The sequence below is a fragment of the Rhodococcus sp. P4_B6 genome, from assembly GCF_056402215.1.
The window spans coordinates 17,343-38,645 of record NZ_JBFUHV010000101.1; the positions used below are offsets into that span (position 1 = coordinate 17,343).

Genomic DNA, 21,303 nt, shown 5'->3' on the forward strand with positions numbered 1-21,303 from the left:
CCGATCATGTGAGGTGGGCTTCGAAGGGTGGCGACTTCCGTATCCCTACGGTCAGGGGGTCGATGCACGAGAGTAGGTGATCGTTCTCCCTCCTGTTGCCTATCGAGATTCTGATTTCCCGGGGTCCCGCCAGCCGGACAAGTGCACCGAGCTGCGCCAGGAGTCGTACCTTCTCCGGTGCGGCGTGATGGTGGGGAAGGAACAGGAAGTTCGCCTGGCTGGGGACTACCTCGATCCCCGCACCTGTCAGAGTGTCGTATACACGCCTCCTCTCGGACACCGTTGCAGTGATGCGAGATTCGAGGGCAGCCGTCACCGCGGGTTCGAGACACGCGAGGGCTGCCGCCTGAGCCACCGTGGAGACGGAGAAGGGGATGCGTACGGCGCGCAGCAAGGAGCCGACATCGGGGGACGACAGGGCATAACCGATCCGCAGTCCCGCCAATCCCGCGGACTTCGACAGCGACGCGAGCACGACGACGTTCGGGAATCGTCCGAGGAGTCTGGGGCCGCTCGCAGCGTCGGGATCGGTGACGAACTCGCGATAGCACTCGTCGAGGACGATCAGCAGGTCTTCGGGTACCGCCTCCATGAAGGCCTCGAGCGCGGTGTGGTCGACAGTGGTGCCGGTCGGGTTGTTCGGCAGGCATAGAAGTACCACCCGAGTGCGGTCGTTGATTGCGGCGAGGATGCGAGCGAGATCGAGGCGGTGGTCGGGCGTGAGCGCGACGCGAATCGGTGTCGCTCCCGCAAGCAGCGTGGTGTGCTCGTAGCTCGAGAACGAAGGCCATCCGTAGACGATTTCAGTTCCCGGGCCGGCGCATGCCGTGACGATGTTGCGCAGGAGACTGCTGGATCCGCTGTCGACGCTCACCTGATCGGGGGACAGGTGCCACCGACTGGCGAGGGCCTCGGTCAGTTCCCTGCTGTCGAAGTCCGGGTACCGATTGGCCCGGGTGATGCTCGCGCGGATCGCCGCCGCCACCCTGTCGTCCGGCGGGAAGGGCGACTCGTTCGAAGCGAGCCGCGCTGCTGGTCTCATGGACGATCCGGAGTCGCCGGGAACGTAGCTGTCGATCTCGAGGATGCCGGGGCGGTGTCGGATCATGTGAGGTCGGCGTCGGTGGCGCGGTGGACCCAGTTCGCGAACTTCTCGGAGCGAGCACGGTCGGCCAGATAGCGTCGAACTATGCGTTCGACGTAGTCGGCCACGTCTGTGGCGGGTAGTTTGTGGCCGCGCAGTTTGCGCCCGAAGCTCGTGTCCAGGCCGAGGCTGCCGCCGAGATGAACCTGGAATCCCTCGACCTGTTCGGAGTCGGCGTTGGTCACGATCATGCCCTTGAGGCCGATGTCGGCGACCTGAATGCGTGCGCACGAGTTGGGGCACCCGTTGAGGTGCAACGTGATCGGGTGCTCGAGTCGATCCTGGACGTCGGCGAGTCGGTCCTCGATCTCGGAGATGACGGTGGCGGCCCGCGCCTTGGTCTCGACGATCCCGAATTTGCAGAATTCGATGCCGGTGCATGCCATGGTGCTCCGTCGCCAGGGTGACGGACGCGACGGGAATCCGAGACTGTGGAGACTGGATTGGAGTGGGTCGATCTGTTCGTCGGGCACGTCGAGGACGACCAGCTTCTGCATCGGGGTGATGCGGACCCGTCGGGATCCGGAGGACTCGGCAACGCTCGCCAGGTCGATGAGCATGGTGCCTCCGACTCTGCCGACGACAGGTGCGATTCCCACGGCGTTGAGACCGTTTTTCTGCCGCTGGATTCCGACGTGGTCGCGTGGTTCGTCGAGCGGCTCGGGCGCGGGACCATCGATCATCGGGTGTCCGAGGTACTCCTTCTCGAGCACGTCGCGGAACTTCTCGACACCCCAGTCCGCGACCAGGAACTTCAGGCGTGCCTTCGCCCGCAGGCGTCGATAACCGTGGTCACGGAAGAGGGAGACGATGCCGATCCACACGTCGGGCACGTCCTCGAGCGGAACCCATGCGCCCAATCGTTCGCCGATGCGAGGATTGGTCGACAGGCCGCCGCCTACCCAGACATCCAGTCCTGGAACGTGTTCCGGGTGTTCGACGCCGATGAATGCGACATCGTTGATTTCGTGGACGACGTCCTGGAGTCCGGAGATGGCGGTCTTGAACTTGCGCGGCAGGTTGGAGTATTCGGGGTTCGCGATCAATCTGCGGGTGATCTCGCGCAGTGCGGGCGTGGCGTCGAGGACCTCGTCGACGGCGATGCCTGCCATCGGCGAGCCGAGGACCACGCGCGGGGTGTCACCTGCGGATTCGGCTGTGGTGAGGCCTACCCCCTCGAGCCTCCGCCAGATGTCGGGTAGGTCCTCGACCCTGATCCAGTGCAGCTGAATGTTCTGGCGGTCGGTGAGGTCCGCGGTGTCGCGGGCGAACTGCCGGGAGACTTCGCCGACGACGCGCAGCTGTTCGGTGGTCAGTGCTCCTCCATCGATGCGGATGCGGAGCATGAAGTGCTCGTCCTCGAGCTCTTCCGGTGGCAACGTGGCGGTTCGGCCGCCGTCGATGCCGGGTGCGCGCTGGGTGTAGAGCCCCCACCAGCGGAACCGGCTTCGACGATCGGTGGGGTCGATGCCGGCGACACCGGTGCGGCAGTACACCTCTTCGATCCGTTTGCGCACGTTGAGGCCGTCATCATCCTGCTTGACTTTCTCGTTCACGTTGAGTGGCTCGCGATCGCCCTGTGCCCATTGCCCCTCTGGGCGCTGGGGCTTCGCTCGGGCAGGACGGGTCGTCGGTGTCGTCATCCGGTGCTCCTGTCGAAACTGTGTGGGCCAAACTGTAGCGTAGGCGAATAGATCGTGCATTAATAATATGTGCACGCCTCGATTTTTCGCGAAGTGAAGGATGAACCATGAGCAGAAGCAATTTTCTGGTCGACRCAGACTGGGTCGTCGAACACGGGAAGGACCCCGACGTCGTCCTCGTCGAGGTGGATGAGGACACCACCCAGTACGAGAAGAACCACATCGACGGTGCCGTCCGCATCGACTGGAAACGCGACCTTCAAGATCCCGTACGCCGCGACTTCATCGACCGGCGATCGTTCGAGAAACTCCTGTCCGAGCGGGGAATCGCCAACGGCGACACGGTGATCCTGTACGGCGGGAACAACAATTGGTTCGCGGCCTACGCGTACTGGTACTTCAAGCTCTACGGTCACCGCGACGTCCGGCTGCTCGACGGCGGACGCAAGAAGTGGGAGCTCGACGGCCGGCCGTTGTCGAGCGATACTGTCGCCCGACCGGCTACCGACTACGTGGCGTCCGAGCCCGTGTCGGGTATCCGCGCGCACCGCGACGAGGTGATCGAGCAGATAGGAACGAAGAGCATCGTCGACGTCCGGTCGCCCGATGAATTCTCCGGCAAGATCCTCGCTCCGGCGCAGTTCCCGCAGGAACAACCCCAGGTTCCGGGGCACGTCCCGACCGCTGTCAACGTGCCGTGGTCCAAGGCTGCCGCTGACGACGGCACCTTCCTCGGCGAGGGCGAACTCCGCGCCCTGTATGCCGATGCCGGTCTCGACGACACGAAGGACATCATCGTCTATTGCCGAATCGGCGAGCGATCCGCGCACAGTTGGTTCGTGCTCCACGAACTGCTCGGCTACCCCGAGGTCCGGAACTACGACGGCTCCTGGGTGGAGTACGGCTCGTTGGTCGGCGTCCCGGTCGAGAGGTGACCTGCCTTGATCGGCTCTCGCTTCGTCGAACTCAATCAACGCGTGCGGTTCATGATGTTCACCGTGTTCCAGGTGGTCCCCGGCGTGCTTCCCGGTGTGCGCGCCGAGGTCGTGGAGGATGCACGTGCCTACTTCGAGGGAGTCGCCGAGTCCGGTGTCGTGCTCCGCGGAATTTGCGACGTCGCAGGACTGCGTGCAGACGCCGACTTCATGATCTGGACGCATGCCGACACCGTCGAAGGGTTGCAGGCGGCCTACTCGGGCTTTCGGCGCTGCCGACTCGGGCGAGCGTGTACCACGGTCTGGAGTGCGGCCGCGCTCCACCGGCCGGCCGAATTCAATCGCAGCCATATCGCTGCATACGTGGCCGATGAGGAGCCGGGGCAGTTCGTGTGCGTGTACCCGTTCAACCGATCGCTCGAGTGGTATCTGCTGCCGGACGTCGAACGGCSACGGCAGCTCGCCGAGCACGGCCGAGCGGCTCGTGCCTACCCGGATGTGCGTGCCAACACCGTGAGTTCCTTCGGATTGAGCGACTACGAGTGGATCCTCGCCTTCGAGGCTCCGGACCCGAGCCGGATAGTCGACATGATGCGAGACCTTCGCGCCACCGACGCGCGCCGGCACGTTCGGCTGGAAACGCCCTTTTTCTCCGGCCCGCGAACCGGCCTCGATACCCTCGTTGCGCGTCTGCCTTGACGATCGTCGAGCGCCTCCAGATTGATTCGTGCAATATTAGTTATTGCACGAATTAATCTGGTAGCCTGGTCGCATGACCGCAGACGTGCAGCAGAGTGAGGCCGGCGACGATCTACTTGCTCTTGACCGGCAGGTGTGTTTCGCACTCGCGATCGCGAACCGGGCGGTGCTCGCCGTCTACCGCCCCTTGCTCGAACCGATGGGGCTGACTCATCCGCAGTATCTGGTGATGCTCGCTCTCTGGGGAAAGGCCCCGATGGCGGTCAAGGAGATCGGGACCGCGCTGCAACTCGATTCACCCACCCTCTCGCCGCTCCTCAAGCGCCTCGAGGCGTCTGGACTGATCACGCGCACCCGCAGCCGGGCCGATGAGCGGCAATTGGATGTCGAGCTGACCGAAGCCGGTGCTGCGCTGCGGGCGGAAGCAGTGAAGATTCCGCCCGCCGTGATCGAAAAGCTCGGTGTCAGCCTGGCCGAACTCGAGGAACTTCACGACGTTCTCACCCGCGTCAATCAGGCTGCGCTCAGAGCGGGCGCGCTCGATCAATGAGGGAAAACATGTCGAATTCGATTCCAGCACAACATGAACAGGTTGTTGTCATGTCGCGAAAGACGCAACGAACCCGGCCCGGCCCCCTGCAGTGGCTGGGCTACGCGGTGGGCCGCACACTTCCCGACTCCATGCAGGACTGGGTCCGCAACGACCTGGTCGGTGACTGGGCCGTTCCCCGGCACCTCGTTCGCAGCATGGTCCCGTTCGTTCCGGTCTTCGCCGCGTTCTTTCTGTTCCCGGGTCCGCTCGGGCTGCGAGCCTCCATGGTCCTGCTCGGAGTGCTACTCGCCGTGTTCTATGCGGTGTCGTATATGGCGCAGAACCGATCTCGACGCCTCGAGAGGCACGGGCTGCCGCCCGATCTGGAGAACCCGAAGAAGGCGTCCCGTCATGACGCCGAAAAGGCGGCGTACGAGAAGCTTCACGGACCTTCCGTCACCTGGGGCGTCGAGCGGCGGGGCGGCAACGAACTCCGCTGAAGCCGGTCGATCAGCCCGAGAACGGTCACATGGTGAGGACCATGCGATAGCGTGCCCGCCCTTCCTCCATCGCGGCGTAGGTCTCCGCGGCTTCGCTCAGGGGCCGCTCCTCGATCCGGGCGCGCACGCCGGACAGGACCGCGAATTGCATCGTCTCCTCGACGTCGCGGGCGGTGCCGGAGGGGTGGCCGGTGACGTTGACGCCGGGAGTGATCAGCTGCAGGGGACTGATCGGCAGTGGGTCGGGCGTGACACCGACGACGGTGAGCTCACCGAGCGGAAGCAGCCCGCCGACCACGGCACCCATCGCCTTCGAATTCGCCGCGGTACCCAGAACCACCGACACGCCACCGAGTGCACGTAATGCTTCGCTGACGTCGCCGGCGGTGGAGTCGATGTAGTGATGGGCGCCCAGCTGGCGAGCGTCGTCGGCTTTGTCGGCGCCACGAGCGATGGCAATCGTCTCGAAGCCCATCGCCCGGGCGAACTGCACCCCGAGGTGGCCGAGCCCGCCGATGCCCAGGATGGCGACGCGGTCGCCCGGAACTGCTCGTGTCTTCCGCAGCGCGTCGAACGTCGTGACCCCGGCGCAGCCCAGGGGTGCGGCCTCGGTGAAGGACAGTTCGCTCGGAATCCGGGCGAGCGCGTTGGCGGGAACCGTCACGGACTCCGCGTATCCGCCGGGGTACTGCCAGCTCGGCACCTGCAATTTCTCGCAATAGATGAAGGTGCCCTTGCGGCACGGAATGCACTGGTTGCAGTGCCCGCCGAACCAGCCCACCCCGACGCGGTCGCCAACGGCATAGTTGTCGACGCCGGCACCGAGTTCGGCTATGGTTCCGGCGATTTCGTGACCCAGTGTCAACGGCCACGACATCTCGGGGAACGCGCCGCTGACGAACGCGTGGTCGGTGCCGCACACGCCGCACGCGGAGACGGCTATGCGAACGTGGTCGCGCGGTGGCGATTCCGTTTCGACGTCGACGAGTGTCAGCGGCTCGCCGGGGGCCTGGACGTGAACTGCCTGATGGGTTGGCATCTGCATCATTCCTGTCTGTCATCGTGAGCGATCGAGACCCACGTTCCAGTCAAGACCCTCGGCGGAACTCCTGACAAGGGTTGACGCAGGCTGTGGGGCGCCTCTTCCGAGCTCGCGCATGTCCGGTATTGACACCGGGGGTGCCGGGGGTCACAATTCACGAAGTTGACATGACTGTCACGTCATACTTTGTTCGATTGCCCGAGGAGGCAGGATGACCACGTCCATATCCGACATGCGAGAACTGGGCCGGCGGTTGAGCAACTGGGGGCGCTGGGGTGCCGACGACGAGCGTGGAACCACGAACCTCATCACTCCCGAGCGTGTGGCGGCTGCCGCTGCGCTGATTCGGACCGGCACGATATTCGAATTGGGCATCCCACTCGACGGGGACGGGCCCCAGCCGGGAGGCAATCGGATCAACCCGATCAGGCTGATGGCCGAGAACGGGCAGGAGCAGGTGCTCCCCGGCGGCTTCAAATGGGCCGACGACTACGTCTTCATGCCGCTGCAGGCGGGCTCGCAGTACGACTCCCTGTCCCATGTGCACTACGACGATCAGCTCTACAACGGTCATCCCGGTACGGGGGTCACCGTCAAGGGTGCCGACAAGTGCGGGATTCACACTCAGGCGAAGGGGATCGCCGGTCGCGGCGTGCTGCTCGACGTCGCCAGGGCGCGCGGTGTGGAGTGGCTCGAGGCCGGGACGGCGATCACTCCGGACGAACTCGACGCCGTCGCCGCCGCACAGAACGTCGAGGTCGGTCCGGGCGACATCGTGCTGATCCGCACCGGTTGGCGAGCAAAGTTTCTCGCCGACCACGATCCGGCAGGATTCATGGCCGGTGAGCCGGGTTTGAGTCTGTCGTGCGCCACGTGGCTGCGGGAGCGCGACGTCGCGGTGGTGGGCTCGGACAACTGGGCGGTCGAGGTGATGCCCGGCGAGAATCCGGGGGCGTTGTTCGAGCTTCACATGGTGCTGATCCGCGACATGGGCATGACCCTTGCCGAGTTGCTCGACTTCGAGGAGCTGTCCGCCGCCTGCGCTGCCGACGGCCTGTACGACTTCTTCTATGCCGGACCGCCTCTCCAGTTCACCCGCGGGGTCGGGTCGCCGATCAACCCGCTCGCGATCCGGTGAGCGCCGAGTCCACCACCACCTCTTCCCGACCAAGGAGAAACTGAATGCTGGTCAGCGACATCGTCGAGTACGGCGCGCGCAAGCATCCCGATCGGATCGCGCTGCGATTCGAGGACGAGGCAGTGACCTATGCTGAGCTGCGTGATCGCAGCCGACGGCTCGCCGGCGCACTGCTCGGTGTTGCCGCGCCGGGGGACCGGGTCGCGATCCTGTCCACCAACTGCACCGAATACTTCGACTGCTACTACGGTGTGCCGATGGCCGGGATGGCCCTGACCATCCTCAACTTCCGTCTGCATCCCGACCAGATCGCCGCGTTGATCCAGCATTCCGGTGCCACCGTGCTGATCGTGGCCGAAGAGTTCGCCGGCGCCGTCGACCAGATTCGCGGTTCTATCCCGTCGGTGCACACGGTCGTCTCGATCGGGGCCACCCCGGGAACCGTCGGCTGGGACGAGTTCGTCGGTGCCGGACCCGCGCAGGCGCCGACGGTTCGGCCGGCACCGGACGACATCGCATGGCTGGTCTACACGTCCGGCACGACCGGGACACCGAAGGGTGTGATGATCAGCCACCGCAACCTGGTCAGCGGGATCACGTCCTCGGCGCTGCAGTGGGCTCTGCCGGAGGACACGGTCTTCTTGTTCTGTTTCCCGCTGTGCCATGTCGGCGGGTACGTGACGTTGCTCAACCACCTGATGGGGAGCACCGTCGGCATCGTCCGCGCCTACGACAATGCGACGTTCCTGYGTCTCGTCGAGCAATGGCAGGTCACTCAGACCGGGCTGGCACCCACGATGATCAACTTCCTGCTCCAGGATCCGGCCCTTGCCGACCACGATCTCAGCACCCTGCAAGCGATCGGGTACGGATCGTCGGCGATCCCGGCGCAGGTGCTGCGGCAAGGACTCGAACGTCTCCGCTGCGACTTCTATCAGGGCATGGGAATGACGGAACTCGCTGGCAACGTGCTCCACCTCGACCACGACGCGCATCGGCGCGCTGCCGGTAGTGAGAGCGGATTACTTGCTGCCGCAGGAAAACCCATGCGCCTGGTCGACATCCGCATCGTCGACGACGCCATGCGCGACGTGCCCACCGGTCAGGTGGGGGAGATGGTGGTCCGCGGCGACCAGGTGATGACCGGCTACTGGCGCGATCCGGACGCGACGGCGGCCGCGTTCACCGACGGCTGGTTCCACACCGGTGACCTGGTCCGACGCGACGACGAGGGCTTCGTCTACATCGTCGACCGGAAGAAGGACCTGATCATCAGTGGCGGCGAGAATGTCGCCTCTCTGTCCGTCGAACAGGCCCTCTACCGTCACCCTGCGGTCGCCGAGGCCGCGGCGATCGGCGTCGAGGACGACACCTGGGGCGAACTGGTCTGTGCGGTCGTCGTTCTCCGCGACGGCGCCACCGCCACCGCGGACGACATCATCACCGCCTGCCGGGAACAGCTCGGCGGATTCCAGGTGCCCCGCCGGGTTGAGTTCGTCGACACCCTGCCCCGGAACGTCACCGGGAAGATCCTCAAACGCGATCTGCGCGAACGCTTCTCCCACACCACGGTCTAGTCCCTCTCACCGCGCAGGGCGGCGACGATTCTCGTCGCCGCCCGCTGCGCGCTGCCGAAAACAACCCCGCTGGAACGTCTTCCGTCCCTGTTCCTTCCCTCTAACGGAGTAACCATGAAACGTATCCTCGCCGCGGGCCTGACAGCCCTGTGCGCCACCGCGGCCCTCACCGCCTGTTCTGGCCGAGATGACACCGCGACCGCCGCAGGCGGCTGCGACCCCGGCATCACCGACACCGAGATCCACTTCGGCACCAGCCTGGTCCAGTCGATCGCAGGACCCCAGGCGACCGCGGCGTCCGCCCTGTTCGACGAGATCAACGCCGCCGGCGGCGTCGCGATGGGTGATGGCAAGTCCCGCAAGATCGTCTACACCGCACTCGACGACGGATACGACCCGGCGCGCACGGTCGGCAACGTCCGATCGCTGGTCGAACAGCAACACGTCTTCGCGATCCAGAACCTGATCGGCACCGCCTCGACCCTCGCCGTCGTCGACTACCTCGCCCAGAAGAACGTCCCGCTGGTGTTCCCCATGACCGGCACCGACGAACTGCTCGCCACCCTCGACGAACGGCCCGTGGTCGCCGGCGCGGTGAACCCGCAGACCGGCTGGGAGGTCGCCGAGCGGGCGAAACAGATCCTTCGCGATCACCCGCAAGGCAAGGTCGCAGTGTTGTACTCGAACGACAGTCTGGGCAACGGCAGTCTCGACGCCCTGCAGTCCGCCCTCGACGGCAGCGGCACGCAGATCGTTGCCGAGCAGTCGTACGAACAGACCACACCGTCCGTGGACTCGCAGGTGGTCAACCTCGCGAACTCCGGGGCCGACGTGTTCGTCAACTTCGCCACCGCCGGCTTCGTGACGCAGTCTCTGAAGAAGGCCCACGAGTTGAGCTGGAAGCCCGAGACGTACATCTACTCCGGCGCGACCGACACCAACTTCGTCCTCGCACCGGCGGGCCTCGACGCCGCCGAGGGCGTGCATTCGTTCTACTGGATCTACGACGTCAGCAGCACCGACCACGACCAGGTGGCGGGCGTGCAGGAATGGCGTGCTTTCGCCGATCGGCACGCCGGCGCGTTCAAGTCCTCCGACACCATCGCCGCCACCGGTTACAACACCGCTCAGCTGCTGGTGGCCGCACTCGAACAGATGAAGGGGTGCACCCGCGCCGATCTGCTCGATTCCGTCCGGAATCTGCACGCGGTCACCACCGACCTGTCCATCGACGGCGTCACGTTCGACACGAGCGCGGACTACCCGTACGCAATCACGTCGATGGCGCCGATGACGTTCCGCGACGGCAGCTGGCACTACGACGCTGTGGTCACGCGCAGCGCCGAACGATGACCGCCCGGCCACCGGATGTGCCCACGCTGAAAGTCAGCGACGTCCGGTTGCGGTTCGGAGGAGTCGTCGCCCTCGACGGACCGTCGTTCACGATCGAGCCCGGACAGATCGTCGGGCTGATCGGCCCGAACGGCGCCGGGAAGACCACCTTGTTCAACTGCATCAGCAGACTCTACGAACCGGATTCGGGACAGATCACGTTCGGCGGCACCGACCTGCTCGCGCTGTCGGCGGACGGGGTCGCCGACGCCGGGATCGCGCGCACCTTCCAGAACATCGGCTTGTTCCCGACGATCTCGGTGCTCGACAACATCCTCACCGGGGCCTACTCGCGCACCCGGGCGGGCTTCCTCGCCACCGCTCTCGGACTGCCGCGCACCCGCAGGGAGGAGGCAGGCGAACGGGACGAGGCCTGGGCTCTGCTCGAGTCGATGAATCTCGCGCACGTCGGCCGCGAACCGGCAGGCAACCTGCCCTACGGCACCCTGAAACGGGTCGAGCTCGCACGGGCACTGATGCAACGACCTCGCCTGCTGATGCTCGACGAACCGGCGAACGGACTGATCCACGAGGAGGTCCTCGAACTCGCCGAGACGGTCCGCCGGTTGCGCGACGAGCGAGGATTCTCGGTGCTGCTCGTCGAGCATCACATGGCCATGGTGATGTCGATCTCCGACCGGGTGGTGGTACTGAACTTCGGGCAGAAGGTCACCGAGGGCGACCCGGCAGAGGTCGCTGCTCACCCCGAGGTCATCGAGGCGTACCTGGGCGGTGCGGCATGAACCTGCTCACCGTGGAAAACCTGCATGCCCGATACGGCCGTGCGGAAGTGCTGCACGGCATCGACTTCCAGGTACCGGCAGGGGAGGTGACCGTGGTACTCGGCGCGAACGGCGCAGGCAAGACCACCATCCTCCGATCGATCTGCCAGATGGTCCGCACCAGCGGGTGCATCAGGCTCGACGGCCGCGACATCACCGGCATGCGCACCGACCGGATCGCCCGGCTCGGTGTGGCCCATGTTCCGCAGGGCCGCGGCACCTTCGGCACCCTGACGGTGGAGGAGAACCTTCGCGTCGGGGGATTCACGACGTCGGCGGCGATCACCGACCGGGCCGTCGAGCACTGGTACGACTTCTTCCCGCGACTACGCGAGCGACGTAACCAGCAGGCGGGCGGGCTCAGCGGCGGTGAACAGCAAATGCTCGCGATCGCCCGCGCGCTGGTGGCCGGGCCGCGTCTGCTGCTGCTCGACGAACCGTCCCTCGGCCTGGCCCCGCGCATCACGCAGGAGGTTTTCCGTGCGCTCGGCCGGATCAGCCAGGAGACCGAGACCACGATCCTCGTGGTCGAACAGAACGCGCACCTCGCCCTCGAGATCGGCACGTCCGCGGTTCTCGTCGACGCGGGCCGAGTCGTCGCCCAACGCCCCGCCGCCGGATTGGCGCACGACGAGTCGGTGCGACGCGCCTACCTCGGCTACTGAGCACAGGAGAGTGGTCATGGATGTATTTCTCCAACAATTGGTGGACGGGCTCATGTGGGGCGCCCTGTACGGCGCGTTCGCGCTGAGCATCGTCCTGGTCTACCGCGCATCGGGAATCGTCAACTTCGCGCAGGGCGAGATGGCGATGTTCTCGGCGTTCTTCGCCTGGCAGTTCCACGCATGGGGTGTGCCGCTGTACCTCGCCGTCCTCGGCGCGATGGCGGTCGCCTTCGTCGGCGGAGCCGCCACCGAACGGGTACTGATCCGGCCGCTGGCATCGTCGCCGAACCACATGCCGCTGGTCATCATCACCCTCGGCCTGATGCTGGTGCTCAACAGCGCCGCCGGCTGGATCTGGGGCGTGCAGAGCAAGGAGTTCCCGGCGATCGTGTCCGGGCCGGTACTCACGCTCGGTCCGGTTGCGGTTTCCCAGCAGTCGCTGGTCATCGTCGCCGCCGTCGTCGTGGTCGCGGCGCTGCTGTTCGTCCTGTTCCAGCGGACGAAGGTCGGGCGGGCGATGCGGGCGGCGGCAGACAACCCGGACTCGGCGCAGCTGATCGGCGTGCCCGTCGGCCGGATGCTCATGATCGGCTGGGGTCTCGCCGCGACCATCGGAGCCCTCGCCGCCTCCCTCGCGGCGCCGCAGCTGTTCCTGCAACCGAACATGCTCGTCGCCTCGCTGATCTACGCCTTCGCCGCCGCCGTCCTCGGCGGCCTCGACAGCCCGGTCGGTGCACTCGTCGGCGGGTTGTGCGTGGGTGTCGCGGAAAACCTTGCCGGCACCTACATTTCCTGGATCGGCCACGACTTCAAACAGGCCGTGGCGTTGGCCCTGATCCTCGGTGTGTTGCTCCTCAAACCCGAGGGTCTGTTCGGTGCACGGAAGGTGGCCCGAGTATGAGAATCGTCGAACTGCTTCGCCGTCCCCGCGCCGAACTCGATCCACCACGGTGGCTGGCGAGAGCGACGGTTGCGGTGGTGCTCCTCGTGACGGCGGTGGCGCCGTTGGTGTCGGCGCCGTACGTCAACTTCGATCGATCCATGGTGCTGGTGTACGTGGTGGTCGGGCTGGGACTGAACCTGCTGACCGGCAACACCGGTCAGATCTCTCTCGGCCACGGCTTCTTCTTCGCCGTCGGTGCGTACCTCAGTGCCGTGCTGGTCGAGAATCACGACGTCCCGTACCTGCTGCTCCTTCCGGTCGCGTTCGCGGTCTGTTTCGTGATCGGGTACCTGTTCGGCCTGCCCGCCCTGCGCCTCCACGGACTTCAGTTGGCGCTCGCCACTCTAGGGCTGGCACTGGTCACCCCGGCGGTGATCAAACGGTTCGAGCACGTCACCGACGGCCAGGCGGGAATTAACATCGCCGGCGCCGAACCCCCGGCATTCAGCGGACTCGAACGCGACCAGTGGGTGTACTACCTGTGCCTGGTGGTGGCGCTGATCRCCTTCTTCGTGGTCCGGCGACTCTCCACCGGCCGGATCGGTCGATCACTGATCGGGATCCGGGACTACGAGGCCGTCGCCACCACGCTCGGCGTCCCGGCCACCCGCACGAAGACGACGGTGTTCGCGCTCAGCGCGGCCTTCGCCGGCATCGGCGGCGTGCTCTACAGCTTCGTGGTCCAGTACGTCGGCCCCGAGGCATTCGGGCTCCCGTTGGCGATCGCCTTCATCACCATGATCGTCATCGGTGGCCTCGGCACCGTCCCCGGTGTGGTGTTCGGGGCGTTCTTCGTGCAGTACGTGCCGCAGTGGACAGCGGAGATCAATCAGTCGGCGGCGGGCATCACGTACGGTGCGGCGTTGATCGTCTTCATCTTCGTGATCCCGTACGGGCTGATCAGTGTGATCCGGTGGGTGCTGGGGCCGCTGGTGAGCAAGATCCCCGGCGCTCGCCGACACAGGCGGGCTGTGTCTTCGGTCGACGAGGATCCGCGGGAGCTGGTCGCCTCCCACTGACGATCTGTGGTGGGCTCGAAACGGGAAGTGCCCGGCGGACGAATCCGCCGGGCGTCGTCGAGGTAGTCGAGAGCCCCCGCGCGAATCCGTGCGGCAAGCTCGGCCTCGGACGCGCATCCGAGCGCACCGAGGGCGCCGTCGAGCAGGGAATCGGCGCCGTTCCCGGCATCGAGTTCACGCCCCGCGGTGCGCAACAGGTTGACGCAGATCCGCAGGAGATACCGCTCCCGCTCGTGCGTTCCGTCGAGGGCCGGTCCGAGGTCGTCGGCCAAAGTGCCGGCCACGAGGTCGAGGATCTCCGGGACACTGGGCCTGTCGTGCACGGTGCGCCCGGGTGGCGCCGGCGGGGGAGCGGTTGCGGCGTCGTCGAGCAGTCCGAGGACGTCGAGCAGGTCGTATTCGGATTCGCAGACCCGGCGTCCGATGGCCGCCAGTTCGAGGGACCGCTCGGCCCCGCCGAGGTGACGTTCGGCCTGAAACCTGCTCAGCACCAACCATCTCACGGTTCCGAACGTTTCCCACCAGTGCAGTTCGGGCAACGACGGCCTCGTCCCGGTGGCCTTCTCGTAGCCGTCCAGGAGCTGGTCGCGGGCGCCGATTCCGGCGACGGGCTCATCCGCGCCGAACCGCCACGCCCGCACGCACAGCCAGCCGAGGTCCTCGACGGGGTTACCGAGGTGGGCGAGTTCCCAATCGAGCACTCCGCGGATGCCGGTTCCGTCGACGAGAAGGTTTCCGATCCGGAAGTCGCCGTGTACCAAAGCCTGCGGTCGCGACGGTGGACGGTGGTCACGCAACCATCGCAGACCCACCTCGACCGCGGGCCGGGGTTCGCCGAGGTCGCGGTAGGTGGCCTCGAGCGCGTCCACCGGGTCGGTGGTGTCGAGCACGGCGAGAGAGTCCAGGGGAGTGCGGTGGATCAGGCCGAGGACGAAACCCATGTCCTCGGCGAGACGGCTGCGCACCTCGTCGAAGGCGGGGTCCCGCTGCAGTTTCCGGGGGAGCGATTCGCCCTCCACCTTGTTCATGATCAGGTACGGGGCGTCGATGCCGGGCGCGGTGTCCCCGGAAGCGAGGACGGTGGGCACCGGAACCCCCGCGGCGGCGGTGGCCCGCAGGCACGCCACCTCCGCGCGCATCCGGGCGGCGTCGCCGTGCCCGGGCGGGTCGCGGCGCAGCACGACGGGCAGGGGTTGCCCGTCCGGGCCGTCGGCGTCGACGGCCCACACCTGCCGGCTGGCGCCGCCGGTCAGCTGCCGGGGTTCCCCGACCGTGGCGTCCATGCCGTAGGCGGCGGTCAGGACGGCGCGGATGCCGTCCGCGAGGGCTACGGGAGCGTCGGTCATCGCCATGGGGCAGCCTCGGGATCGCGCAGCAACCGGCGGGCGGTCGACATGCGGTGCACTTCGTCGGGACCGTCGTAGATGCGGGCGTACCGCGCCTGCCGGTACATCCGCTCGAGTGGGGTATCGGCGGTCAGGCCGAGCGCCCCGTGAATCTGGATGGCCCGGTCCACGACGTCGTGGAGCATGCGGGCGCCCCAGAATTTCACCAGCCCGATGCGTACGCGGGCGTCCTCCCCGGCGTCCATCGCGCGAGCGGCATCGAGAGTCATGAGCCGGGCGGCGTGGATCTGGGCGGCGGATTCGGCGATATAGCGGTGCACCTCGCCCTTCTCCGCGAGCAGCGAGCCGTGGGTGTAGCGGGTGTTCGCGCGGGCACACATCAACTCGTATGCGCGCTGAGCCTGCCCGAGCCACCGCATGCAATGGAATATGCGGCCGGGGCCGAGCCGGTCCTGGGCCACCGCGAAGCCCTTGCCGCGTTCGCCGAGGAGATTGGCGGCGGGGACACGCACATCGGTGAGCCGGACCTCGTAGTGATCACTCGGGTCGTGCCCCATCGTCGGGATCGACCGGACGATCTCGAATCCGGGGGTGTCGGTCGGCACGATGATCGCGCTGATTCGCTCGTGCCTCGGGGCGGTATCGGGTTCGGTCCGGGCGAAGACCGAGCAGTAGCCGGCGTCCTGGACTCCGGTGGTGAACCATTTGTGTCCATTGATGATCCAGGTGTCGCCGTCGAGGTCGGCGCGTGTCTCGATGAGGGTGGGATCGGATCCCGCCGCGTCCGGTTCGGTCAACCCGACGGACGGCAGGAATTCCCCGGAGACCAGCGGGGGAATCCATCGCTGCCGTTGCTCGGGAGTGCCGTGTTTGTGCAGCATCAGGGTGTCCTGCATGGACACCGAGCCGACGGCCAACTGGCCGAACTCCGAGCGTCCGATGATCTCGTTGAGATGCACGAAGTCGAGGAACGGGACAYCGCCACCGCCGAGTTCGGCGGGATGGCCGAGCGCCCACAAACCGAGTTTCATGGCCCTCGCACGCAATTCGGCGATTGCCACGTGAGCTGGGCCGTCCTCGTTCACCAGGATGGGTTCGGCGGGGATGACGCTGTCGTCGATGAACGAGCGCATCCGCGCGCACAGTTCGGGGAGCGGGACGGCGGAACGGGTTTCGGGCATGTCAGCGCTCCCGTCGCCGGCCGGCCTGCGCGCGCAGGGGCAGGGTGGCGGCGGAGTCGACGTATTCGTCGATACGGGTGATCCGGCCGTCGTCGACGCGGACGAACAGGCACGCAGGCACCTCCAGCGGTCCGTGGCCGGGCAGTGTGGCGCGCAGGACGTGCTGCTGGGCAAAGCCCTCCGGCAACTCGTGGCGGCGGATGTCCTCGTAGCGCAGGTCCTCGAGAGTGCGCGAGAGCCAGCGCAGCACCGTCAGGTTCTCGGCGACCGTCTGTTCGCGTCCGTCGTCGTTGTGCCAAATCCGAGCGTCCGGTGCGTACAGCTCGGTCAGTGTCGTTTCGTCGCCGTCACCGACGGCGGCGAAGAAGCGATCAGCCAGCTCGTTCATGCGAAAATCCGTCTCTTCCGTGTGGTGCTGCGCGCGGAGCGGCGGAGTGTTCCGTCGCGGTGTCGGCAGCGAGGTGGTCAATTGCAGGCGGTGCCGGTGGGAACCGGTCGGCCCCCGGCCGAGAGCAGTCTGCTTGTGAGGGATTTGCCGAGCAGGCGCTCGGCCAGTCGAGCCGCGTCGAGTTCCCTGTCGATGTCGATGCCGGTCGTGATGCCGCCGTCCTCGAACATGTAGACCAGTTCTTCGGTGGCGATGTTGCCGCTCGCACCCGGCGCGAAGGGGCACCCACCGAGCCCGCCGACGGAGGCGTCGAACTGGCGGATGCCCGAGGTGTATGCGGCCCACGCGTTCGCCAGTCCTTGGCCGCGGGTGTCGTGCAGGTGCAGGCCGAGGTCGACGCCCGGGATGGCGGCGCGCACCCGGGTGAGCACGTCGGTGGTGCGCAGCGGCGTCGCGGTCCCGATGGTGTCGGCGACGGACACCGCATCCGCACCCGAAAGAACTGCACGACGCGCGATGTCGGCCACGCGGTCCGGTGGGGTGGGCCCGTCGAACGGGCAGTCGAACGCGATGGCGACGATCACTTCGAGTGTGCCGCCCGCCTGGTGAATCAGTTCGGCGACGGGGGTGATCAGCGTGATCGACTCCTCGCTGTTGCGGCCGACGTTGGCCCGGCTGTGCCCGTCGGACGCGGAGACGACGTATTCGAGGCGGGTCAGACCCGCTGCGAGTGCTCGCTCGACGCCGCCGAGTCCGGCGACCAGCGCCGAGAAGGTGACGTGTGGCCAGCGGCCGAGTCGGGCGGCGACGGCCTCGGCGTCGGCCAGCGCCGGGACGGCCCGCGGGGAGACGAAGGACGTGACCTCGATGCGCCGGACACCGGTCGCGGCGAGCGCGTCGATCAGCTCCAGCTTGGCGGCGGTGGGAATGGGCTTCTCGATCTGCAGTCCGTCGCGGGGCCCTACCTCCCGGATGTCGACCTCGGGTGGAGTCGCGGTCACGAGATCGTGCCCTGCTCGCGAAGTGCGGCGAGCCGGTCGGCGTCGTAGCCGAGGATTTCGGCGAGCACCTCGTCGGTGTGGGTGCCCGGGCGGCTGGGCCCGCCCCACCGAACCCCGCCCGCGGTCTCGCTGAGTTTCGGGATCACCCCGACTCCCTTCACCGGCTCCGGATCGAATCCGGTGTCGCCGGGCCCGAGGGAGGGGTCGACGTGGTCGACGAAGATCTCGCGGGCGTTGAACTGGGGATCGGCCATCACCTCGGCGACCGTGTTGACCGGGCCCGTGACCACCTCGAACTTGGTCAGCAGTTCGATCAGCTCCGCCGCGGGGAAGCCGGCCGCCCATTCGGCGATCAGGGTGTCGAGCTCGTCCTGGTGATCACCGCGCGCGGTGTGGGTGGCGTAGCGCGGATCGGTGGCGAGGTCGGGGCGGCCCATCGCAGCGGACAGACGCGCGAACAGCGTGTCCTGGTTGGCCGCGATGATCACCCACAGCCCGTCCTGCGTCCGATACAGATTGGACGGTGCGACGCGGTCGAGGCGGGTGCCGGAGGGTTGCCGGACGTGGCCGGTCTTGTGGTAGTCGGGAACGGTGGACTCCTGGATGGCGAGTGCGGCCTCGGTGAGCGCGGCATCGACGATCTGTCCCCGTCCGGTGCGTTCGCGCGCGATGAGCGCGGCGAGGACACCCTGGAAGGCGAACATCCCGGCGAGGCTGTCGCCGAGCGAGAGCGCGATCCGCGGGGGCGCCTGGCCGGGAAATCCGTTGAGGTGCCGCAAGCCGCTGATGCCCTCGGCCACCGACGCGTATCCGGGACGCGCGGCGTACGGACCGGTCTGGCCGTATCCGGAGACCCGGGCCAGGACCAGCCGCGGGGAAATTTCCCGGAGGACGTCGTAGCCGACGCCCCAGCGCTCGAGGGTGCCGGGCCGGAAGCTCTCGACGACGACATCGGCGGTGGCGACGAGGTCGAGGAAGATCCGCCGGCCGGCCTCGGTGCGCAGGTCGAGGTTCACGCACCGTTTGTTGCGGGCGTGCACCGACCAGAAGTATTGGTGACCGCCCTCGGCCTGGCCCCAGTCCCGCAGGGGGTCGGGACGATCGGGGGCTTCGATCTTGATGACGTCGGCGCCCATGTCACCGAGGAGGCGCCCGCAGTACGGGCCTGCGATGAGGGTGCCCAGTTCGAGTACCCGCAGGCCGTCGAGCGCTCCCTGCGGTGTGTCGGTGGTAGGGGACGCGAACGGTGGGTGCGTTGTCATTGTGCGTGCCTTCGGGGAGATCGGAACAACGGCCGAGTCGACGAGATCGATCGGTCGGCCGTTGCTCAGTCGATGGTGAGGGGTGTGCAGGAGCGCACCGTCGGGATCGTGACCCGGCACGGTTCTCGGTGGGGGAGCGCGCGGCGCTCAGTTCCGGTCGAGACCGAGTGCGCCGAGGCACATCTGGTCGAGGGTGTCGAGCAGGGCCGCCTCGTCGGCGTCGTCACCCTGGATCAACCATAGGTACAGGGTGTGGTCGACCATGGCGGCCATCGCGCGGGCCGCCAGTACCGGGTCGAGAGTGGCGGTGACCAGTCCGTCCTGCTGCCAGCGTGCGATCGCGCGAGAGGTCCGGTCGATCAGCTGACGGCGGTGCTCGTGACGGAGTTCGCGGAATTCGTCGTTGAACGTCGCGACCTGTTCGACGATCGCCATCAGCGGGGCGTTCCGGCGGTAGGACTGATAGTACGAGCGGTTCGACGCGACCAGTTTCTCCGCCGGAGACAGGTCGCCGTCGGTCGGCTCGCGGCGGTGCATGTCCTCGAACAATCGAGTGCTCAGCTCCCGGAACACTTCTTCCTTCGACTCGAAGTAGCGGTAGAAGGTGCCGTAGGAGACGTTCGCCTCCTGGGCGATGTGTTCGACCCGGGTGTCGGGGAATCCGACCGTCTCGAACACCTTCCGGGCGGCGTCGAGCAGTGCGTCGCGTGTCTTGCGGCCACGCGCGGTCAGGGTGTCGACAGTGGCCGGCGTGGACGGGGTATTGACAGATGACTTGCTCACAGACAAACTCTCCCAATAGATGACATGACTGTCAAGTCATTTTTGTTCGCTTCTCGCGACGACTTCACCACATCGGAAGGACCGCCATGAGCAATCCGAACTCCAAGTACGAACTTCGGGGTATCAACCACCTTGCGCTGGTGTGCTCGGACATGCAACGCACCATTGATTTCTACTCGGGCGTCCTGGGCATGCCCCTGATCAAGACCATCGAGCTGCCGGGGGATCTGGGCCAGCACTTCTTCTTCGACTGCGGCAACGGCAACACCATCGCGTTCTTCTGGCTGGCCGATTCCCCCGAGGCCGCGCCCGGTCTCGCCGCCCCCAAGGGGCTCCCCGACGAGGGTGAACTCGCGAGTGCGGTCGGGTCGATGAATCACGTCGCGTTCGCGGTGCCCCCGGAACAGTTCGACGAGTACTACACCCGCATGCAGGCCGAGGGAATCAAGGTCAGTCGGGTCCTCAACCACGACGACAGCTCCGCCGGCGTGTCCCGGCACGTGCACCCGGGCACCTTCGTGCGCTCGTTCTACTTCCAGGACCCGGACGGCGTACTGCTCGAATTCGCCTGCTGGACGCGAATCTTCACCGAAGTCGAMGTCTCGCACGAACCGAAGACCGCCGCCGACCGGCGCGTACCCACCGCATCCTGACCGCCACCGCCCGAAAGGAAATGCCGTGCCCCGTCTCMGTGAGGTACCCCGCGCCGAAGTCACCGACGAGAAGATCCTCTTCTTCTACGACCGACTGTTCGGACCCGACAAGGATCCCGCCGTCGATCACGGCACCATCCACGCCACCCCCGGCGACTGGTGGACCGTGTTCGCCCAGTCACCGGACGTGTTCCGGCACGCCGTCCGCGGATTCTCGCTCTACCGGAACGTCGCCCTGGACCCCCTGTTGCGTGAACTGGGGCAGGCCAGGGCCGGGTACGCACGCGGGAGCCAGTTCGTCTTCTCCCAGCACTGCAAGCAGATGCGATCCCTCGGGGCGCCGGAGAAAAAGATCGCGGCCCTTCCGCACTGGCAGGTCAGCGACTGCTTCTCCGCACTCGAGCGGGCGGTCCTGGCCTACACGGACGGCCTCGTCTACGACGGCGGCCGGGTGCCGGACGAGGTGTTCGCGGTCCTGAAGGCCCATCTGACGGATCCCGAAATTCTGCAGCTGACCTACATCACCACTCTCTACGACATGCACGCCACGATGTGCCGGGCCCTTCGCCTCGAATTCGACGACCGGCCGGAGTTGATCGCCGAGGTCGAGATTCCCGCCGGCATCGAGGTCCGTGACCTTTCGGCCGACCTGTCCGGAGAATGACACTCGCTCCGCTA

At 66.7% G+C, this 21,303-nt stretch carries 21 protein-coding genes and 1 pseudogene; 13 read left to right on the plus strand and 9 right to left on the minus strand.

Going from position 1 to position 21,303, the window contains the following annotated elements; genetic code table 11:
- Positions 1-4: 4 nt before the first annotated feature.
- On the minus strand, positions 5-1,108 hold the full coding sequence (locus tag AC1DWT_RS33225; RefSeq protein ID WP_206012557.1) for an aminotransferase class I/II-fold pyridoxal phosphate-dependent enzyme: 1,104 nt from the start codon (positions 1,106-1,108) through the stop codon (positions 5-7).
- Entirely contained in the window at positions 1,105-2,787 is a 1,683-nt protein-coding gene (locus AC1DWT_RS33230; RefSeq protein WP_206012556.1) for a nitrite/sulfite reductase, read from the minus strand. Before AC1DWT_RS33230 ends, AC1DWT_RS33225 begins: the two co-directional genes overlap by 4 nt.
- Before the next feature lie 107 nt (positions 2,788-2,894).
- Between AC1DWT_RS33230 and AC1DWT_RS33235 the strand changes: the two genes are divergently transcribed.
- From AC1DWT_RS33235 to AC1DWT_RS33250, 4 genes are all read left to right on the plus strand, one after another.
- On the plus strand, positions 2,895-3,722 hold the full coding sequence (locus tag AC1DWT_RS33235; RefSeq protein ID WP_477923924.1) for a sulfurtransferase: 828 nt from the start codon (positions 2,895-2,897) through the stop codon (positions 3,720-3,722).
- 51 nt (positions 3,723-3,773) lie between these two features.
- Positions 3,774-4,421 carry a hydrogen peroxide-dependent heme synthase gene (hemQ, locus tag AC1DWT_RS33240; protein WP_477923944.1) on the plus strand — a complete coding sequence of 216 codons (648 nt, stop codon included), beginning with the start codon at positions 3,774-3,776 and terminating at the stop codon, positions 4,419-4,421.
- Between the two features lie 73 nt (positions 4,422-4,494).
- Positions 4,495-4,971, plus strand: a complete 477-nt coding sequence (locus AC1DWT_RS33245) for a MarR family winged helix-turn-helix transcriptional regulator (protein WP_072941543.1) — start codon at positions 4,495-4,497, stop codon at positions 4,969-4,971.
- Positions 4,972-5,021: 50 nt separating this feature from the next.
- Complete coding sequence (locus tag AC1DWT_RS33250) at positions 5,022-5,453, plus strand: DUF5313 family protein (RefSeq protein ID WP_095863792.1); 432 nt, start codon at positions 5,022-5,024, stop codon at positions 5,451-5,453.
- Between the two features lie 25 nt (positions 5,454-5,478).
- On the opposite strand, the gene AC1DWT_RS33255 is transcribed toward AC1DWT_RS33250, so the two are convergent.
- Complete coding sequence (locus tag AC1DWT_RS33255; protein WP_206012555.1) at positions 5,479-6,492, minus strand: alcohol dehydrogenase catalytic domain-containing protein; 1,014 nt, start codon at positions 6,490-6,492, stop codon at positions 5,479-5,481.
- Between the two features lie 214 nt (positions 6,493-6,706).
- Between AC1DWT_RS33255 and AC1DWT_RS33260 the strand changes: the two genes are divergently transcribed.
- From AC1DWT_RS33260 to AC1DWT_RS33290, 7 genes and pseudogenes are all read left to right on the plus strand, one after another.
- Positions 6,707-7,633 carry a cyclase family protein gene (locus tag AC1DWT_RS33260; protein WP_206012554.1) on the plus strand — a complete coding sequence of 309 codons (927 nt, stop codon included), beginning with the start codon at positions 6,707-6,709 and terminating at the stop codon, positions 7,631-7,633.
- A gap of 44 nt (positions 7,634-7,677) precedes the next feature.
- Positions 7,678-9,210, plus strand: coding sequence for a long-chain-fatty-acid--CoA ligase (locus AC1DWT_RS33265; protein WP_477923928.1), 1,533 nt, complete (start codon positions 7,678-7,680; stop codon positions 9,208-9,210).
- A 114-nt stretch (positions 9,211-9,324) separates the two neighbouring features.
- Complete coding sequence (locus tag AC1DWT_RS33270; protein ID WP_206012552.1) at positions 9,325-10,563, plus strand: ABC transporter substrate-binding protein; 1,239 nt, start codon at positions 9,325-9,327, stop codon at positions 10,561-10,563.
- A complete protein-coding gene (locus AC1DWT_RS33275; RefSeq protein WP_206012551.1) occupies positions 10,560-11,345 on the plus strand; it encodes an ABC transporter ATP-binding protein in 786 nt (261 codons plus the stop codon). Before AC1DWT_RS33270 ends, AC1DWT_RS33275 begins: the two co-directional genes overlap by 4 nt.
- The gene (locus AC1DWT_RS33280) at positions 11,342-12,049 is read left to right on the plus strand and encodes an ABC transporter ATP-binding protein (RefSeq protein ID WP_072941411.1); all 708 of its coding nucleotides are present in this window, start codon (positions 11,342-11,344) and stop codon (positions 12,047-12,049) included. The genes AC1DWT_RS33275 and AC1DWT_RS33280 overlap by 4 nt, the downstream gene beginning before the upstream one ends.
- Before the next feature lie 16 nt (positions 12,050-12,065).
- Positions 12,066-12,950 carry a branched-chain amino acid ABC transporter permease gene (locus AC1DWT_RS33285; protein WP_206012550.1) on the plus strand — a complete coding sequence of 295 codons (885 nt, stop codon included), beginning with the start codon at positions 12,066-12,068 and terminating at the stop codon, positions 12,948-12,950.
- Between the two features lie 140 nt (positions 12,951-13,090).
- Positions 13,091-13,816: pseudogene (locus AC1DWT_RS33290) on the plus strand (branched-chain amino acid ABC transporter permease); the annotation flags it as partial.
- A 5-nt stretch (positions 13,817-13,821) separates the two neighbouring features.
- On the opposite strand, the gene AC1DWT_RS33295 reads toward AC1DWT_RS33290, so the two are convergent.
- From AC1DWT_RS33295 to AC1DWT_RS33320, 6 genes are all read right to left on the minus strand, one after another.
- Entirely contained in the window at positions 13,822-15,363 is a 1,542-nt protein-coding gene (locus AC1DWT_RS33295; protein WP_477923931.1) for a phosphotransferase, read from the minus strand.
- On the minus strand, positions 15,354-16,538 hold the full coding sequence (locus AC1DWT_RS33300; RefSeq protein ID WP_477923933.1) for an acyl-CoA dehydrogenase family protein: 1,185 nt from the start codon (positions 16,536-16,538) through the stop codon (positions 15,354-15,356). The genes AC1DWT_RS33295 and AC1DWT_RS33300 overlap by 10 nt, the downstream gene beginning before the upstream one ends.
- Before the next feature lies 1 nt (position 16,539).
- The gene (locus AC1DWT_RS33305) at positions 16,540-16,926 is read right to left on the minus strand and encodes a nuclear transport factor 2 family protein (RefSeq protein WP_095863800.1); all 387 of its coding nucleotides are present in this window, start codon (positions 16,924-16,926) and stop codon (positions 16,540-16,542) included.
- 77 nt (positions 16,927-17,003) lie between these two features.
- The gene (locus AC1DWT_RS33310; protein ID WP_206012548.1) at positions 17,004-17,927 is read right to left on the minus strand and encodes a hydroxymethylglutaryl-CoA lyase; all 924 of its coding nucleotides are present in this window, start codon (positions 17,925-17,927) and stop codon (positions 17,004-17,006) included.
- Positions 17,924-19,189, minus strand: coding sequence for a CaiB/BaiF CoA transferase family protein (locus AC1DWT_RS33315; RefSeq protein ID WP_206012547.1), 1,266 nt, complete (start codon positions 19,187-19,189; stop codon positions 17,924-17,926). The genes AC1DWT_RS33310 and AC1DWT_RS33315 overlap by 4 nt, the downstream gene beginning before the upstream one ends.
- A 147-nt stretch (positions 19,190-19,336) precedes the next feature.
- The gene (locus AC1DWT_RS33320; RefSeq protein ID WP_095863802.1) at positions 19,337-19,972 is read right to left on the minus strand and encodes a TetR/AcrR family transcriptional regulator; all 636 of its coding nucleotides are present in this window, start codon (positions 19,970-19,972) and stop codon (positions 19,337-19,339) included.
- An 86-nt stretch (positions 19,973-20,058) separates the two neighbouring features.
- On the opposite strand from AC1DWT_RS33320, the gene AC1DWT_RS33325 reads away from it, so the two are divergent.
- Both AC1DWT_RS33325 and AC1DWT_RS33330 read left to right on the plus strand, forming a co-directional pair.
- Positions 20,059-20,625, plus strand: coding sequence for a VOC family protein (locus AC1DWT_RS33325; protein ID WP_477923936.1), 567 nt, complete (start codon positions 20,059-20,061; stop codon positions 20,623-20,625).
- A gap of 25 nt (positions 20,626-20,650) precedes the next feature.
- Complete coding sequence (locus AC1DWT_RS33330; protein ID WP_477923938.1) at positions 20,651-21,289, plus strand: carboxymuconolactone decarboxylase family protein; 639 nt, start codon at positions 20,651-20,653, stop codon at positions 21,287-21,289.
- Positions 21,290-21,303: the final 14 nt, after the last annotated feature.

Coding starts and splice junctions, on each gene's coding strand:
- AC1DWT_RS33230 (WP_206012556.1), bottom strand. CDS start 2,787: ATGACGACACCGACGACCCGTCCTGCCCGAGCGAAGCCCCAGCGCCCA.
- AC1DWT_RS33250 (WP_095863792.1), top strand. CDS start 5,022: ATGTCGCGAAAGACGCAACGAACCCGGCCCGGCCCCCTGCAGTGGCTG.
- AC1DWT_RS33225 (WP_206012557.1), bottom strand. CDS start 1,108: ATGATCCGACACCGCCCCGGCATCCTCGAGATCGACAGCTACGTTCCC.
- AC1DWT_RS33280 (WP_072941411.1), top strand. CDS start 11,342: ATGAACCTGCTCACCGTGGAAAACCTGCATGCCCGATACGGCCGTGCG.
- AC1DWT_RS33315 (WP_206012547.1), bottom strand. CDS start 19,189: ATGACAACGCACCCACCGTTCGCGTCCCCTACCACCGACACACCGCAG.
- AC1DWT_RS33255 (WP_206012555.1), bottom strand. CDS start 6,492: ATGCCAACCCATCAGGCAGTTCACGTCCAGGCCCCCGGCGAGCCGCTG.
- AC1DWT_RS33260 (WP_206012554.1), top strand. CDS start 6,707: ATGACCACGTCCATATCCGACATGCGAGAACTGGGCCGGCGGTTGAGC.
- AC1DWT_RS33245 (WP_072941543.1), top strand. CDS start 4,495: ATGACCGCAGACGTGCAGCAGAGTGAGGCCGGCGACGATCTACTTGCT.
- AC1DWT_RS33285 (WP_206012550.1), top strand. CDS start 12,066: ATGGATGTATTTCTCCAACAATTGGTGGACGGGCTCATGTGGGGCGCC.
- AC1DWT_RS33295 (WP_477923931.1), bottom strand. CDS start 15,363: ATGGCGATGACCGACGCTCCCGTAGCCCTCGCGGACGGCATCCGCGCC.
- AC1DWT_RS33305 (WP_095863800.1), bottom strand. CDS start 16,926: ATGAACGAGCTGGCTGATCGCTTCTTCGCCGCCGTCGGTGACGGCGAC.
- AC1DWT_RS33275 (WP_206012551.1), top strand. CDS start 10,560: ATGACCGCCCGGCCACCGGATGTGCCCACGCTGAAAGTCAGCGACGTC.
- AC1DWT_RS33270 (WP_206012552.1), top strand. CDS start 9,325: ATGAAACGTATCCTCGCCGCGGGCCTGACAGCCCTGTGCGCCACCGCG.